Annotated in this window: 21 protein-coding genes; all 21 read right to left on the bottom strand. The window is 31.7% G+C overall.

The window, feature by feature from the left end:
- Positions 1–7: 7 nt before the first annotated feature.
- The 21 genes from HYG84_RS13060 to HYG84_RS12960 all read right to left on the bottom strand — a co-directional run bounded on the left by HYG84_RS13060 (position 8) and on the right by HYG84_RS12960 (position 14,891).
- Positions 8–634 carry a hypothetical protein gene (locus HYG84_RS13060; protein WP_212377906.1) on the bottom strand — a complete coding sequence of 209 codons (627 nt, stop codon included), beginning with the start codon at positions 632–634 and terminating at the stop codon, positions 8–10.
- A 685-nt stretch (positions 635–1,319) separates the two neighbouring features.
- A complete protein-coding gene (locus HYG84_RS13055) occupies positions 1,320–1,769 on the bottom strand; it encodes a divergent PAP2 family protein (RefSeq protein ID WP_212377904.1) in 450 nt (149 codons plus the stop codon).
- Positions 1,770–1,786: 17 nt separating this feature from the next.
- Positions 1,787–2,674 carry a polyprenyl synthetase family protein gene (locus HYG84_RS13050; protein ID WP_212377902.1) on the bottom strand — a complete coding sequence of 296 codons (888 nt, stop codon included), beginning with the start codon at positions 2,672–2,674 and terminating at the stop codon, positions 1,787–1,789.
- The gene (locus tag HYG84_RS13045) at positions 2,675–2,905 is read right to left on the bottom strand and encodes an exodeoxyribonuclease VII small subunit (protein ID WP_212377900.1); all 231 of its coding nucleotides are present in this window, start codon (positions 2,903–2,905) and stop codon (positions 2,675–2,677) included.
- Entirely contained in the window at positions 2,892–4,118 is a 1,227-nt protein-coding gene (gene xseA / locus HYG84_RS13040) for an exodeoxyribonuclease VII large subunit (protein ID WP_212377899.1), read from the bottom strand. The genes HYG84_RS13045 and xseA overlap by 14 nt, the downstream gene beginning before the upstream one ends.
- Before the next feature lie 18 nt (positions 4,119–4,136).
- A complete protein-coding gene (locus HYG84_RS13035; RefSeq protein WP_212377897.1) occupies positions 4,137–5,108 on the bottom strand; it encodes a Kae1-like domain-containing protein in 972 nt (323 codons plus the stop codon).
- Positions 5,101–5,517, bottom strand: a complete 417-nt coding sequence (gene nusB / locus HYG84_RS13030) for a transcription antitermination factor NusB (protein WP_212377895.1) — start codon at positions 5,515–5,517, stop codon at positions 5,101–5,103. The genes HYG84_RS13035 and nusB overlap by 8 nt, the downstream gene beginning before the upstream one ends.
- 183 nt (positions 5,518–5,700) lie before the next feature.
- On the bottom strand, positions 5,701–6,093 hold the full coding sequence (locus HYG84_RS13025) for an Asp23/Gls24 family envelope stress response protein (RefSeq protein WP_212377894.1): 393 nt from the start codon (positions 6,091–6,093) through the stop codon (positions 5,701–5,703).
- Between the two features lie 165 nt (positions 6,094–6,258).
- Positions 6,259–7,020 carry a SpoIIIAH-like family protein gene (locus HYG84_RS13020; protein WP_212377892.1) on the bottom strand — a complete coding sequence of 254 codons (762 nt, stop codon included), beginning with the start codon at positions 7,018–7,020 and terminating at the stop codon, positions 6,259–6,261.
- Positions 7,021–7,085: 65 nt separating this feature from the next.
- Entirely contained in the window at positions 7,086–7,676 is a 591-nt protein-coding gene (locus HYG84_RS13015; RefSeq protein ID WP_212377890.1) for a stage III sporulation protein AG, read from the bottom strand.
- Between the two features lie 20 nt (positions 7,677–7,696).
- Positions 7,697–8,326: a stage III sporulation protein AF gene (spoIIIAF, locus tag HYG84_RS13010; protein ID WP_212377888.1), complete on the bottom strand. Its 630-nt coding sequence runs from the start codon at positions 8,324–8,326 to the stop codon at positions 7,697–7,699.
- An 8-nt stretch (positions 8,327–8,334) separates the two neighbouring features.
- A complete protein-coding gene (gene spoIIIAE, locus HYG84_RS13005; RefSeq protein ID WP_212377886.1) occupies positions 8,335–9,516 on the bottom strand; it encodes a stage III sporulation protein AE in 1,182 nt (393 codons plus the stop codon).
- 11 nt (positions 9,517–9,527) lie between these two features.
- Positions 9,528–9,914 (bottom strand): stage III sporulation protein AD, encoded by a 387-nt coding sequence (gene spoIIIAD / locus HYG84_RS13000; RefSeq protein WP_212377884.1) that lies wholly within the window; start codon positions 9,912–9,914, stop codon positions 9,528–9,530.
- A gap of 12 nt (positions 9,915–9,926) precedes the next feature.
- Positions 9,927–10,130, bottom strand: a complete 204-nt coding sequence (gene spoIIIAC / locus HYG84_RS12995; RefSeq protein WP_330655467.1) for a stage III sporulation protein AC — start codon at positions 10,128–10,130, stop codon at positions 9,927–9,929.
- Between the two features lie 27 nt (positions 10,131–10,157).
- On the bottom strand, positions 10,158–10,679 hold the full coding sequence (gene spoIIIAB, locus HYG84_RS12990; RefSeq protein ID WP_212377882.1) for a stage III sporulation protein SpoIIIAB: 522 nt from the start codon (positions 10,677–10,679) through the stop codon (positions 10,158–10,160).
- Position 10,680: 1 nt separating this feature from the next.
- Positions 10,681–11,712 (bottom strand): stage III sporulation protein AA, encoded by a 1,032-nt coding sequence (gene spoIIIAA / locus HYG84_RS12985; RefSeq protein ID WP_249168627.1) that lies wholly within the window; start codon positions 11,710–11,712, stop codon positions 10,681–10,683.
- A gap of 120 nt (positions 11,713–11,832) precedes the next feature.
- Positions 11,833–12,261, bottom strand: a complete 429-nt coding sequence (locus HYG84_RS12980; RefSeq protein ID WP_212377880.1) for a CD1247 N-terminal domain-containing protein — start codon at positions 12,259–12,261, stop codon at positions 11,833–11,835.
- Between the two features lie 42 nt (positions 12,262–12,303).
- Entirely contained in the window at positions 12,304–12,861 is a 558-nt protein-coding gene (gene efp, locus HYG84_RS12975) for an elongation factor P (RefSeq protein ID WP_212377878.1), read from the bottom strand.
- A gap of 33 nt (positions 12,862–12,894) precedes the next feature.
- Positions 12,895–13,962, bottom strand: a complete 1,068-nt coding sequence (locus HYG84_RS12970; RefSeq protein WP_212377875.1) for a M24 family metallopeptidase — start codon at positions 13,960–13,962, stop codon at positions 12,895–12,897.
- A 126-nt stretch (positions 13,963–14,088) separates the two neighbouring features.
- A complete protein-coding gene (locus tag HYG84_RS12965; RefSeq protein WP_212377873.1) occupies positions 14,089–14,610 on the bottom strand; it encodes a shikimate kinase in 522 nt (173 codons plus the stop codon).
- Complete coding sequence (locus tag HYG84_RS12960; RefSeq protein ID WP_249168626.1) at positions 14,610–14,891, bottom strand: late competence development ComFB family protein; 282 nt, start codon at positions 14,889–14,891, stop codon at positions 14,610–14,612. Before HYG84_RS12960 ends, HYG84_RS12965 begins: the two co-directional genes overlap by 1 nt.
- Positions 14,892–14,900: the final 9 nt, after the last annotated feature.

Genomic DNA, 14,900 nt, shown 5'->3' with positions numbered 1-14,900 from the left:
CTCCTTCCTATCTTTTATCTTTTATTTTTGGTGAAGGAATTATATCTATTCCGGTTTTTTTGTGTATAAAATTTAAAAATCGAGCTGTATTAAAAACAATAATATGAGCATTATTTATAGCAATACCTTTTCCAATAGCCTTACCACCAACAGTGAGGGCTGCGACTAGACCACTTAAAATAGTAGTTAATAAAGGTCGAGACATAGATAAAGGTAGAGTTTTCAAGTTTATAATGATACTTGCTCCTGCTACACCACTTAAAATACCACAAATATCCCCAATAACATCATTGCAAAAATTTGATACTGGACCTGCATTCTTTAAAAGCTTAATAGCAAACTTTGCTCCTTCTACCTTATTTGCTGCCATAGCATGAAAAGGTTTTTCAGATGCAGATGTTACCGAAATTCCTATAATATCGGTAAATACTCCAATAGAAATAATAATTAAAAGTATAATAAAAGCAAAATAAACTTCAGCATTACTTAAAACTGCTTCAGAGAAAACACTAATTCCCATTGCTAGAAAAAATGTCCAAATAGTAATCGTAATAACCCATCTAAAATTATATTTTTTCCATAGATTTGTTAATTCACCACTAGATACTTTGGCGTTTTTATTCCATTTGAACAAAATTATCCCTCCATGTTTTATATATAACATTACATTATATAAATATAAAGCTGATAGCATATGCTACCAGCTCCATAAGCAGTGATAGTATAGTAAGTAAATTTTACGGCTTAGGTCCAGTTGGATTTCCCAAATCAGTACTGCCTGTCACCATTGCAGCGGTTTCCCTTTAAACCGATATCTACTTTGTCACCAATAGTAAGACTGGATTGCCACTTAGTCCGCACTGTAATCCTTAATATACCTCAATATGAACAGTCTAGGAGTTTTCCTCAACAATTAAATTAACCCTTAGCCTCTTTTGCAACATAGGTTTCAAGTAGCGATGGATCCTTTCACCGGGCCCTGGCTTCTGGAAACTGATCTACTTATCTGCCTATATCACTCAAGGCAGGCTACACTGCTCAATCGCACTTTCATACAAAATTGCAGGTTCCCCCTCTTCACATAACTGAAGTCGGTCTCCACGAGGCAAGGGTCAACGCCCGCATGCCATTGCGGATCGCCCCCACCTCTTACTCCCAGAACCGACCCCCAACTGGGCGTCAGCGGCCGAAACTAGGAACTTCATCGATATGCCCTTCAACGGATTTTTAGCCCCGCCTTCGAGGTTAATTTAATTGACTAGAATACTGCATCACTACAAATTAATCATAGAACATTATAGCATAGAAACTTATTGTAATCAAATCATTAAATTAGCCAATAATATACCTAAAATAGCACCTGCAAACACTTCTACTGGTGTATGACCAATTAACTCCTTTAGTCTCTTTTCAGTCAATCTTTTCTCCTTTTTATGATGCATATCTTCAATCATTTTATTTAATATAATTGCCTGTTTGCCTACTGCTCTTCTTACACCTGCGGCATCATACATAATTACAAGTGAAAAACATAAGCAAATAGCAAAATAGGCGGAATCCCATCCATGTGTCAGTCCTACAGCTGTTGTAAGTCCCATTACGAATGAAGCATGAGAACTTGGCATCCCTCCAGAACCCACAAACCTGGTAAAATCGATTCGTCTGCTTTTAATAAATGTATGAACTACCTTTATTGCCTGCGCTATAAACCAAGATAAAAACGCCACCCACAAAATCTTATTTTCACCAATTAATTTAACAAAATTCACTGATGTTCCTCCTTAAATTAGAACTCTCTTTTCATTAGATAATTACTCAGCTCTAAAAGAAAATTCGACTTGTCACTATATGGTTTAAGTAGAGAGTTTACATTATCAGTTAGCTCTTTTACACGCTCAATAGAAGATTCTATACCAAACAAAGATGCGTATGTAGACTTGTGTTTTTCCATATCACTCCCAATACTTTTTCCTAGCTTGCTTTCATCGCCTATAACATCTAGTATGTCATCCGTGATTTGAAATGCTAGTCCCAAATTTGAGCCTATTTCTTCCATACATTTAATATCTTCCTCTCTAGCACCGCCAATAATAGCTCCTACTTTTAAAGGAGCAATAATCAGTGCAGCAGTTTTATTCATATGTATGTAGTTAAGAGTTTCTTGTTTTACAGCTTTATTTTCACTTTCGAGGTCAACTATTTGTCCACCAATCATTCCATTAATTCCAGCACTATTAGCAATTTCTTTAATACTTCTAATATGTGAATACATATCTTTATGCTTTAGAGCATTATCTAACATAATCTCAAAAGAGTAGTTTAGCAAACCATCACCAGCAAGGATTGCAATTCCTTCTCCATATATTTTATGATTAGTTAATTTACCCCTTCTATAGTCATCATTATCCATAGCTGGCAAATCATCATGAATTAAAGAATAGGTATGTATCATTTCTAATGCACATGCATACGGCATAACCTCTTGAATATCCTCTCCAAACAAATCATAGGAAGCTAATGCAAGAATTGGTCTTAATCTTTTACCGCCTGCCAATAAACTATACTTCATAGATTCTATTAATTTATTGTTATGTCCCTTTTCATAGTCAAGATAACTAGAAAGTTGGGCATTAATTAACTCAATATAGTTATTTAATTGATCCTTGAAAATCATTTACTCACCCTCCTCGTATTCAAATGGCACTTCTTTAAACTCACCATTTTCTTCTACGATTGTATTTATCTTTTTCTCAACTTCATTAAGCTCTTTGCTACATAAACGATATAAATTTATTCCTTCCTCAAATATTTTTAAGGAATCATCTAAAGATAATTGCTCTTTCTCTAACTTATTAACAGCTTCCTCTAATTTAGTTAGCGCTTCTTCAAAATTAAGATTTGACAAAGGCCTTTTCCTCCTTTATACATTTAATGACTCTACAGCTAATTTCACCATCTATTAAATCAATACTTAATATTCTATCCATTCTAACTTGATCTACAGATTTAATTATTTGATTTTTTTCATCCCTTACTATTGAGTACCCCCTTGAAAATACTGATAGAGGACTTAGTCCATTTAGTCGTTCACCTAAGTACATTAAATGTCTCTCATTAAATTCTATTTTAGTCCTTAAATATTTATTGAGCCTCTGTAATAATTCATCTATATATTGTTGCTTATCATATATTTGATTTAAAGGATACTTAAAGAAATAGTTATTTTCAATTAAATATAATCTTTGTTCTAACTCCTTAATTTTAATGTTCATAAAATAAAGTAATCTTTTTTTAGCTGAGTTCATATAGTCTTTTATATTAAGTATATCTGGTACAACTAGCTCTGCAGCTGCAGACGGAGTAGGTGCTCTTAAATCAGCAACAAAATCTGCAATTGTAAAATCTGTTTCATGACCAACAGCTGACACTATAGGAACATGACTATTAAATATAGCTCTAGCTACCTTTTCTTCATTAAATGCCCATAGTTCTTCCATAGAACCGCCACCACGTCCAATAATAGCAATATCAATGTCTGAAAATCTATTACATAAGTCTATAGCATTAGCAATAGATGTTGATGCTGCTTCTCCCTGTACTAAAACAGGAAAAACATATAGCTCTACCTTTGGGAATCTTCGGAATATGACTGAAATAATATCTCTAATAGCCGCCCCAGTGGGGGATGTAATAATTGCAATTTTTCTAGGGATATAAGGAAGTTGTTTTTTATATTTAATATCAAAAATACCTTCCTTATCTAATCTGTCTTTCAATTGTTGATAGGCCAGGTGAAGTGAACCAAGACCTAGAGGTTCCATATCAGTAACATATAATTGATACTGTCCATCTCTTTCATATATAGATACATATCCCTTGCAAATTAGGCTCATTCCCTCATTTGGAAGAAACTTCAATTTTTCACAATTAGATTTAAACATAACACAATTAATTCTGCTATTTTGGTCTTTTAAAGTAAAATACATATGGCCGCTACTATGAAATTTATAGTTTGAAACTTCACCTTTTACATGAATATGACCTAAAATCGGATCGCTAACTAAAATTCTTTTAATATATTGATTAACTTCAGAGATAGAGAGGGCTTTAATTTGCATCTTATAAATATACCTCCTCTAAATTGTATAATTTTGCTTTAAATATTGAAATAATCCAAGAGCCGCTACTCCTACAGCATTATCTGTACAATATTTAGAATTAGCAAAATAAATATTAATATTTTCCTTTGAAAGTTTGTCCGATAAATGTGAACGAATTTGACCATTAGAGGCTACGCCGCCTACGATTAATACTTTTTTAAGGTTATATTGTTTTATTACCCCTTTAATTAATAAAACAAGAGACTTAGCTATACAGTCAAATGTAGCATAGGAAATTTCATCATATTTTATAGTACCATCATTTATAAGTCTTGAAAAATACGTTTCAGGACCAGAAAAGCTAACTGTATTATTTGCTACAGAAAAAGGCGCATTAAAATCTACACTTTTAATATTTTTACTTATCTTTTCTAGGTGAGATCCTGATGGAAAAGGTAGTCCCATCTTAGTTCCAATCCGATCTATTAACTGCCCTGCACTTATATCGCTACTTCCACCAATTATTTTAATTTCATACCCTACATCAAGTGGTTTAACCTTTAATATTTCTGTGGTACCTCCTGATATATGAAGAGCTATAAAATCCTCCTTAAAATCTAATTGTTCGGACCATAATCCAGCCGCAATGTGTCCCTCTTGATGACTAAATTCAAAAAAAGGAATATGCCATAGCTTGCTCATAGTTTCACCATAAGATTTTGATGCTAAAAAGACTGGCATGTACGAATCCTCAACCGGCCTAGGTCTTGTTGATGCACTAATTGCAACGATGCTAAAAGTCTTGCTACTTTTTGTTATCTCATCAGCTAAAATAGGTATATGTTTAATATGATGAAAAAGTGCATCCGATTGTCTTAAACCCTTTTTACCTTTATCCACAGGTAGTAATTTTCTAGCATCATATATTACCTGACCATCTAATGTCATTAATGTCATCGAAGTAGTATAATTAGAAGTATCTAAGCCTAATATAGCTTCATTACTCATCTTCTTTTAGTCCTGCTTTTTCTACATATTTACCTAAAATACCATTAATAAAAGATGGTGTTTCATCAGAACCATATAATTTTGCTAATTCGACAGCTTCATTAATAGATACTCTGTATGGAATATCCTCTATATAGAGGATTTCCGCAAAAGCTAATCTTAAGATTGCTAAATCAACGTTAGCAATACGATTCAGTTTCCACCCCTTAGAATACTCCTCTATAACTCTATCTATATCAGTTAGATTAACAATAACTTCATTTAATACATCGTATATATAATCCTTTTGTTTTTCCTCAATACTCCCCTCAAAAATATGATGCTCTGCCTTTTTCAAGTCAAAGTCATTATTTATATGCATCTCAAATAATACTTTCATGCTAAGTTCTCTAGCTAATTTTCTGCTCATTTTTTTCCTCCTATTATATTACGTAGTATATGGCATTATTATATATTATATATTGTTCTATGTAACTAGCAATTTTAAACTCCTTGGAGACAAAATTAAATTTTAATTTTCATTTTACCGTATAGTAACACTATTGTAAGCTAAACTAACCCTCTATTTTTAGAGGGTTAGTTTAGCTTATAGTTATTTTGACTGTTGTAATTGTCCTTCTTGCTCTACACTTTCATTAGTAAAATTTACTCCTTGTACGTGTATATTTACTTCATTAACTTCTATGCCAGTCATTGTTTCTATAGTTTTTTTTACATTTTCTTGAATTTCCCAAGCTACATCAGGAATTTTTGTTCCATATTCAACAATAATATATAGATCAATGTTAGCGACCTTCTCTTTTACCTCTACTTTTACACCTTTAGAAAGACTTTTCTTTCCTAGAATTTCTGCAATATCTCCTACAAATCCTCCACTCATTCCAGCTACTCCTTTAACTTCAGTAGCGGCCAATCCAGCAATTGTTGCTACAACATCATCTACAATCTTAACTTCGCCATACTCTAGATTTTCAATTGTATCCATTCTTTCACCCCCTGAATGTCAATTTTATAAACCGATGCCGTAACATCGGACGATTGTTATTTCGAGGATGTAGTGCTCGCCCTCCAGTTGATTGAAAGAGGAGCATTAGCAATACATCAAAGATAAATTCATTATACCAAATCTAGCCTTCATTGACAAACAGTTCTATTTCTTACTCATAATAATAATATTATCCATTGCAATGTCGGTTTCTCTGTTTACTATATCAACTATTTTGGCAACATCCTTTTCTGTTAAGTTGTCACTACTTACAACAATATTAATTGACTGATCACTTAAATATACAATCACATCATTAAAGCCCTTTGCCATAATCATATTTTCTATAAATACTTCTTTCTCGGTACTTGTAATTGTACTTAGCTTCATACTTACAGCTTGATCTCTTATCTCCTCACTAGTATTTTGTCCATTTATAATATCATTTAGATTACTAATCATTTCACTTCTTTTCTTATCTCTTTCTAATTTACTCTCAATAAAATAAGTGTTACTTTTCATCAATTTTTTACTTGTCACTGTTTCAGAGATTTCGATATCGGTAGCTTGCGCTAATTCTGTTAGCTCATTAGTATCTGCACTGTCAACAATTACTGCATTTGTAATTTCTTTCTTCTCTATCTTCTCTATTTCTTCTTTATCTTCCACTGCTAATTCATCTCCAACAGGAGGAGCTTCCTCTGCAACTTCCACTTCTTCATTTTCTTTAAACACAGCTTCTTCATCTAACAAGTCATCTAATATACCATGTTCTTCCATCATTGCTAATTCATATTTCTCAAGTTCGCTAGAAGTTTCAAGAAGCGCTTGCTGATTTAAGCTATAATTAACATAACTTATGACACCTAACATTAGCACTAATGAGAAGATAACAAAGTTTTTTCTTGCTTTAACTGAAAATTTCATATAAATTACCCCCTAAAAATATTTTATGAATTAATTTATTTATAATCAATGTTTATTACTATTATTTAGTTTCTAGTATAAACCTGAACTCGATCCCCCGAGACTTGCAGCACAGTTTTTACCGCATCATATAACTGCATTTTTACTTCTATATCGTCAGCTCCTTCGGCTACAACAATTACACCCTTTACCCGAGGTTTAATTTCTTTTATTACTAGAGGTTTATTCCCAGTGTTATCATTTGTAGTAACAATATTTTCTGTAAGATTTTGAGATGTAACGGTCCTAATGCCACCATTAGAATCCTTCTCTTCTGTAGTATCTTTAGTTTCAACAGTATTAGATGCTGGAATAATTTCTGAACCCATTTCAAATGTAACCATAACCTCTACCTCACCAGAACCTTTTATCCTCTCAAGTATCTTCTTTAATCTCACCTCTACTATTTCTTCCTCTGTTTTAAATACTTCTTCTTGTTTAACAAATGTGTCTCCTACAGTTTCTTTAATATTGTTTTTCGCACTTGAATCTTTAACTAGAAAATCACTTGAAAATATTAAAGCAATTATGGCTACTGCAAGAATTACAATAATATTAGCTACATGTTTCTTTGATATTAATTCCTTTAATAGATCCTTAATTTCCTTTATCCTCATAGTCCTTCCCCCTAACTTAGTTAATTACTCTTAAGTACATAAATATTTATGTTATCCTTTGATACATTGTAAAAATTACTAATATCGTCCTTTAGTAGATCACTCTCATTATTAATCAATATGCTATGAGCCTCTACAGTATTATTATTTTTTCTTCCTAAAGATACATTTATTTGTACTGGCTCAATTTTCGTCTTTGGAGGCTCTTTGTATTTATTAGTTTCCTTTAATGTAATGCTAAAACTATCAATTAAACCAAAGTTGGAACTTTTACTGTCATCTTCGATTTCGACTAGTATCTCTTTAACAATATATTCTGTGTTTTCTTCAATACGACTTTTGAGTTGCTTGCTAATTTCATTTTTGTATAATTTAACAACAGCTTCGTTATTACTAGTTTGAATGTTATTTATTCGATTTTTAGCTGTTGCTAACTCTAATTGATTAGATGTCTTAATAACTCCCTCCTGAAAATCAATTTCACCACCTATAAGATTTGTTATTGGATTTAATATAACTATCATAAGCAAGAATCCAACCACCACATTTATATACCTTTTATGATTTGAATTAGGTATCAATATTTCTACAAATGCTACAAATATAATGACTGATATTATTGTAATAATCCACTCTCTCAGAAGTTCCACTATATCACCTACCTCATCATTACTGTAATATTACCTGCGCCAACTATAATAGTTATCGTGATAAAAAACATAATTGCTACTGAAGATACTGTTGCAAATATTAGGACTAATGAGTTACTCATATGATTTAAACAATCTGCCAGCTGGCTTTGTGAAATTGGCTCTACAATAGCAGAGCATATTTTATATATAGTTATCAATGCAATGATTTTAACCATAGGGATTAAGCAAATAATAAAAATCGCAATCAAACCTATTACACCAATACTATTTTTAAGTAGCAGTGAATATCCAATTACTGTGTCCATAGCATCAGATAAAAATCCTCCTACAATAGGTATAAACTTATCTACTGCAAATTTAGCCGTCCTTATTGTAATACCATCTACAGTTGATGCCGTTATTCCCTGTATAGATATTATTCCAATAAACGCGGTTAAAACAAAACCTAATATAACTACTGCCGATTGCTTTAATAAGCTAGCCAGTTTTGTTACTTGCACTTTAGACGAAAGATTGTTGACTATCGCTAAAACTGCAGAAAATAGTATTAATGGTAATACTACAGATTTTATTATTGTTCCTATAAAACCAATTGATCCTAGTAAAACTGGATGAAAAAAAGCCGAAGTTTTTAGTCCTCCCATTGCAATTAATATTGCAAGTAAAATTGGTAGTAGTGCCTGCATAAACGTAACCATTGTATCGATAGTTTCTTTACCTAAGTTGATAGCTATCATAAAACTTTTAATAGTAATCGTAATAATAACTAAATAACATACAGTATATGCTAATTTCCCTACAGCATCATTTTCAAATGCACTCTGCAGATTACTTAATATAGCATATATAGCGGATAAAACTATTATCTGTCCTAATATTTTCCAGTTAGCTACAACCTCCTTAAAAAAATATTTTATAGTTCCATTTATTATATCTTGCAACGATATAATACCTTCTCCCTTAAGTATTTTAGTTATAACAGGCTTTATTTCAATTTTAGGGATATATTCTTCTAAATCATCATTCATAGAATCAATTATTTGCTGTAAATCATTAATGTTAAGCTTGTCTAGTTGATCGGCAATTATACTTTCCGGGGTAACAGCATCTTCATTAGCCCAAGACACCCCAGCAAAAGCAATAAGTAATATCATAGTTAAAACTAAGATATTTTTAATTTTTTTCATTTTTTCACATCCTAAGGTACCATATTGATAATCAAATCCATTAAAGAGACTAGAATCGGTACTGCCATTACCATAATAAGAATCTTTCCTGCAAATTCAATTTTAGATGCCATTACTCCTTCACCTGCATCCTTGCAAATTTGGGCCCCAAACTCTGCTATGTATGCTATACCAACTATTTTTAAAATTGTAGATAAATAAATAGAATCAATATTTATTTTATTTGCTAACTGACTAAGTATTTCAATAACCGATTGAAGCCTAGTCGCTATAAATAAAAATATAATTACACCTGCTACGAGGCTAATATACAATCCAATTTCTGGCTTTTCATTTTTTATTAATACAGATAATATAGTAGCGACCAAACCAATAGCAACTATTTGAAAGATCTCCATTTCATCACATCCTTAATATAACTGAAACATTGTTCTAACTGTATCAAATAGATTTGTTACTAAGTTAATAACCATAGTAAGCACTACAACAACACCAACTAAAGTTATAAAAGTAGCCTGTTCTTCTCTACCAGCTTTAATTAATACTTGATTAAGTACAGTAATTACTATTCCAATTGCAGCTATTTTAAATATGACGTCAACATTCATAATCATAATTTAACCCCCTAGCTTTGAGCTGTTTTAATATAGTATTATTATTATTGATAATCCTAATAAGAACCCTAAATTTTTAAATAATTTAACATTTCTACCTTGCTCCAATATCGAAAGCTCATAGTGCCTTTTTAAATCTTCTTGTACTAGGCGAATATGCTTCGTCTGATCCTCACAATTAGATATTCCTAGATTTTTACCAAGAGATAATAATATTTCTATATCATCCTTATTAAAGCAAGTACCTTCCGTCTCCTTACTTACTGAGATATGCCAGATTTCTTCAAATGTTTGCCCTTGCTTTTTACTTAATAAATCAGCGGCGGTAAAAAAAATACTCCCTATTTCTTTTCTGCTTTTATTTCCTACCTTTTCTAAAAGAATAGGTATTGGTGTTGCACCATATACTATTTCTGTTTCTAGCATTTGTATTGTAGATAAAAGACTATTAAGAAGCTTTGTTCTTTCTATATATGTATTGGCAAAAATAAAGCCTAGTAATGAACTACAGCAGACAATAACAATAGAATATACCACCTTTAGTAACATGCTAAATACACAACCTATTCTGCTTTGTATTTTGGTATAGATAGGTTAGATTAAATCCGTCAACAATACTATCTACAGTACCTACTCCATTGCTATTTGATAAAAATACTATCCTTTCAAATACTCCATCCTTAACTAATTTACCAACAATCTTTTTATTTAATATATTTTCCAATGATCTTCCGTGTACTGTAGTAATTAACTTTATTCCCGCCATCATAGCCTCTTCTATAGATATACTATCCTCTTCCCTACCAATTTCGTCTGTAGCAATTACTTGTGGGGACATAGCTCTAATTAACATCATCATCCCTTCAGCCTTTGGACAAGAGTCTAGTATATCTGTTCTAGGTCCTAAATCATTTTGTGGGACGCCTTGAAAGCAAGCCCCTATTTCTGATCTTTCATCAACTACACCAACCTTTATACCTCTAAAATTCATATGTGGTACCCCTTGACTTATCATGCGGATAATATCTCTTAGTAATGTCGTCTTTCCACATTGCGGTGGCGAAACAATTAATGTATTTAAAAATTCTCCATTAGAAGTAATGATATGAGGCAATACAGTAGCTGCCACACCTAACTTCTCTCTAGATATTCTAATATTTAAACCACTAAAATTTTTCAGCGTTCTTATGCCTTTACTATCCATTAATACTTTCCCTACTATTCCAATTCTATGTCCACCCTGTATAGTTATATATCCGTTCTTCAGCTCATCTTCAACTGAATATATAGAGTAATCAGAGGCAAACTGTAATGTTTTTTCAATGTTTTCTCTATTTATGTAATAACTATTATTAGGAGTTAATGTAAGATTTCCATTCAAATCAACAAAATAGTCTTTCTGTCCTCCAAATACCATTAAAGGCTTGTTAACCCTTAATCGTATTTCTTCTAAAATTAATTTAAAATCATCAGGTATTTTTTTTATAATTTTTCTAACATCTGGGCATAGATAAAACTCTAGATTTGAAACAACAGATGCTTCACCTTTACTTTGGTTTATTAAGTTCATACGTTTTTCCACAACATGTCCCTCCTTTTTATATATAATTAATATTTGCATACTTGACTAATTATGCTTATTTTACAAAAAAATAAAATCCAAGGATTAATCCTTGGATTTTATAGTACTTAGTATTATTTTCTATTCTTCATCGTCAAAATCATCAAAATCATGGTTACAGCAGCAACCGTCTACCTCTTCGAATTCTACTTTTTCATTGCATCTTGGACATACCACATCAATATCATCTTCATATAATAGGTCCTCATCTATATATACTTCTTCATGACAATTAGGGCATTCTACTTCAACAAAATCGATGTCATCATCGTCTTCGTCCTCATCATCTTCATATAAATCCTCTTCAATATTTGTTAAGTCTTCATCCATAGCTTCTATATATTCAGCCATTTCATCTGCATCCTCGTTTAATTCTACAATTGAATCAGCAAAATCTTCTAAAACATCAATAATACTAACTAAAAGTCTTCCTTCCTTAGTTGTTTCTTCGATGTTAAGACCATCAGCTAATCCTTTTAAATAAGCTACTTTTTCGTATAAAAATTCCATATTTGTTACCTCCTTTTTTATTTTAACATTTGTATTATTTCCCTATATTCTTGACATATACTCTCCAGTTCGAGTATCGATTCTAACAGTATCTCCTTCATTAACAAATAAAGGCACATGGATTACAGCTCCAGTTTCAACTGTGGCAGATTTTGTTACGTTACTTGCAGTATCTCCCTTTACTCCAGGTTCTGTTTCAACTATTTGTAGCTCAACAAAGTTTGGAGGATCTACTTGGAATGGCTTTCCATGGTAAAACTTAATAGTAGCATTTGCATTTTCTTTTAAAAATTTAATTGCATCTTCAACTTCTTCATATGTTAATGGGCTTTGCTCAAAAGTTTCATTATCCATAAAGTAATATAATTCACCATCATTATATAAGTATTGCATTTCTTTTGTTTCTATATGAGCCCTTGGGAATTTATCACTTGGGTTAAATGCTTCTTCTCTAGTACCACCATTTTTTAAATTTTTATATTTTGTTCTAACAAAGGCAGCTCCTTTACCTGGCTTTACGTGTTGAAAATCTAAAACCACATAAGGTTCCCCATTCATCTCAAAAGTTACGCCTTTTCTAAAATCACTTGCTGAAATCATAGTATCCCTCCATATTAATTTGTCAATTGTATATTATATTTCAAGTTCTATAAGGTCTTTTGTAGATTTTGATAGAACTTTATAACCATCACCTGTAACTAAAACTAAATCTTCAATTCTTACACCACCAAAGTCAGAAATATATATGCCCGGTTCAATAGTTATTATCATACCTGGCTCCATTGGTACTTTACCCCGTACATTTATATGAGGTAGTTCATGGACTTCAAGTCCAACTCCATGGCCTAAGCCATGTCCAAAATACTGACCATACCCTTTGTCACTAATTATTTTTCTTGCAATACCATCTAATTCCTCACCAGTTATACCTGGCTTTACTGCCTCTAATGATGTTCTTTGTGCTTCTAATACGATATTATAAATTTCTTTTTGTTTATTATTAGCTTTTCCTAAAACAAAAGTTCTAGTCATGTCAGAACAATATCCATTATATACACAACCAAAATCCAATGTAATCAGGTCTCCAGCTTCAAGGATTTTACTAGTAGCAACACCATGAGGTAGAGAAGATCTTTTGCCTGATGCAACAATAGATTCAAAACTCAGTTTATTAGCTCCTCTTTTTTTCATAAAAAATTCTAATTCTAAAGCAATATCTAATTCAGTCATTCCTAGTTTTACAAAGTTTAGTATATGATTAAAAGCTTCATCTGCTATAGAAGCAGCTTTTTCTATGTATTCAACTTCATCTAAGGTTTTTACAGATCTTAAATCTACAAGAGCACCCTCTAAAGGAATTAATTCAGTTTTGACTAGTCTGTTTGAAAAATCACTATATTGTCCATAGGTCATAAAGTCCTCTTCAATTCCAAGCTTTCCTAGATCAAGTCTATTTAAAACATCTGTAATTGTTTTTTGATTATTAATTTCTACTATCTCATATCCATTACATTGAGTAGAAGCCTGATCCAAATATCTAAAGTCTGTAATAAATTTAGCATCATTTTTAGTAATTAATGCATAGCCAGTACTACCTGTAAAACCTGATGCATATCTTCTATTTTCAGGTTTATATAATAATATCCCATCTAGCCCTTTGTCTTTTAGAAGTGTCCTTAGATTATTAATTCTTTTACTCATAAAGAATTCCCCCTATCAAAGCAAACTTTTATTTTAAATTACTTTCCCAGCTTTGTAATACACTTCCTTACTAATAAATTCCTATATTATAATATCATACTTTTTTATCTTTGAATAGATTTTATGTTACTGAGCAGGCGGAATTATAGAAATAATATTATTAACTATTTCACTAAGTGATTTTCCATCTACTACCACTTTAAACTCAGCTACCTCTTCATAGTACTTTCTTCTTTCGTCAAGGAGTTCTACTATTTTGTCAATAGGATTTGTTTCATTTAATAAAGGTCTAATAGTCTCACTTCTATTTAAATTAGTTAAAATCCATTGAGGACTAGATTCTAAGTAAACAACCTTACCGATATCCCTTAACTTTCTACGATTATCTGCTGAAATTATAATACCTCCTCCAGTAGATATTACTTTGTTTTCTAATTTTTTAAATAAGTCCAATGCTTCATGTTCTTTTTCTCTAAAATAAGCCTCTCCATTTAAAGTGAAGATATTGTTAACAGTTGCCCCTTCTATTTCTTCTATTAATTGATCCATGTCAATAAAATCAAGATCTAATGTCTGTGCTAACATCTTACCTATCGTAGTTTTACCTGTAGCCATAAATCCTACTAGAACAATATTATTATTTCCCACTACTCTATCACCCTATGCTTAGGTAGTTTGCTTACTTTCTTCATAGCCTCTACTAACGCTTTAGTAACATCAATCTCTGATTGCACTGTAAACATATTAGCCTTAGATAAAACAGAGCCTTTTTCTGTGGCTATATACCTAGGTTTAAGATTATTTAATGCAATGGCTTTAATATCATTTATACACTGCTCGCAAACACATTGACTTCTGTATTTATCCTCCATTAATATACGTTGAAACACTAGGTCTACAACGTCCTCCATATAGTTGTGTACTTTCAATTTCATCCC

It is taken from the genome of Alkaliphilus sp. B6464 (assembly GCF_018141165.1).
Taxonomy (GTDB): Bacteria; Bacillota; Clostridia; order Peptostreptococcales; family Natronincolaceae; genus Alkaliphilus_B.
Note: the sequence above shows the minus strand (reverse complement) of the source record. Positions and strands in the feature narration are given on the sequence as shown.

Excerpts from the sequence above, each read along its gene's own strand:
- HYG84_RS13050 (WP_212377902.1), bottom strand. The coding sequence starts at position 2,674 with ATGATTTTCAAGGATCAATTAAATAACTATATTGAGTTAATTAATGCC.
- spoIIIAB (WP_212377882.1), bottom strand. The coding sequence starts at position 10,679 with ATGTTACTAAAGGTGGTATATTCTATTGTTATTGTCTGCTGTAGTTCA.
- efp (WP_212377878.1), bottom strand. The coding sequence starts at position 12,861 with ATGATTTCAGCAAGTGATTTTAGAAAAGGCGTAACTTTTGAGATGAAT.
- spoIIIAD (WP_212377884.1), bottom strand. The coding sequence starts at position 9,914 with ATGGAGATCTTTCAAATAGTTGCTATTGGTTTGGTCGCTACTATATTA.
- HYG84_RS12970 (WP_212377875.1), bottom strand. The coding sequence starts at position 13,962 with ATGAGTAAAAGAATTAATAATCTAAGGACACTTCTAAAAGACAAAGGG.
- spoIIIAC (WP_330655467.1), bottom strand. The coding sequence starts at position 10,130 with ATGATTATGAATGTTGACGTCATATTTAAAATAGCTGCAATTGGAATA.
- HYG84_RS13020 (WP_212377892.1), bottom strand. The coding sequence starts at position 7,020 with ATGAAATTTTCAGTTAAAGCAAGAAAAAACTTTGTTATCTTCTCATTA.
- HYG84_RS13025 (WP_212377894.1), bottom strand. The coding sequence starts at position 6,093 with ATGGATACAATTGAAAATCTAGAGTATGGCGAAGTTAAGATTGTAGAT.
- HYG84_RS12980 (WP_212377880.1), bottom strand. The coding sequence starts at position 12,261 with ATGGAATTTTTATACGAAAAAGTAGCTTATTTAAAAGGATTAGCTGAT.
- xseA (WP_212377899.1), bottom strand. The coding sequence starts at position 4,118 with ATGCAAATTAAAGCCCTCTCTATCTCTGAAGTTAATCAATATATTAAA.
- nusB (WP_212377895.1), bottom strand. The coding sequence starts at position 5,517 with ATGAGCAGAAAATTAGCTAGAGAACTTAGCATGAAAGTATTATTTGAG.
- HYG84_RS13015 (WP_212377890.1), bottom strand. The coding sequence starts at position 7,676 with ATGAGGATAAAGGAAATTAAGGATCTATTAAAGGAATTAATATCAAAG.
- spoIIIAE (WP_212377886.1), bottom strand. The coding sequence starts at position 9,516 with ATGAAAAAAATTAAAAATATCTTAGTTTTAACTATGATATTACTTATT.
- HYG84_RS13035 (WP_212377897.1), bottom strand. The coding sequence starts at position 5,108 with ATGAGTAATGAAGCTATATTAGGCTTAGATACTTCTAATTATACTACT.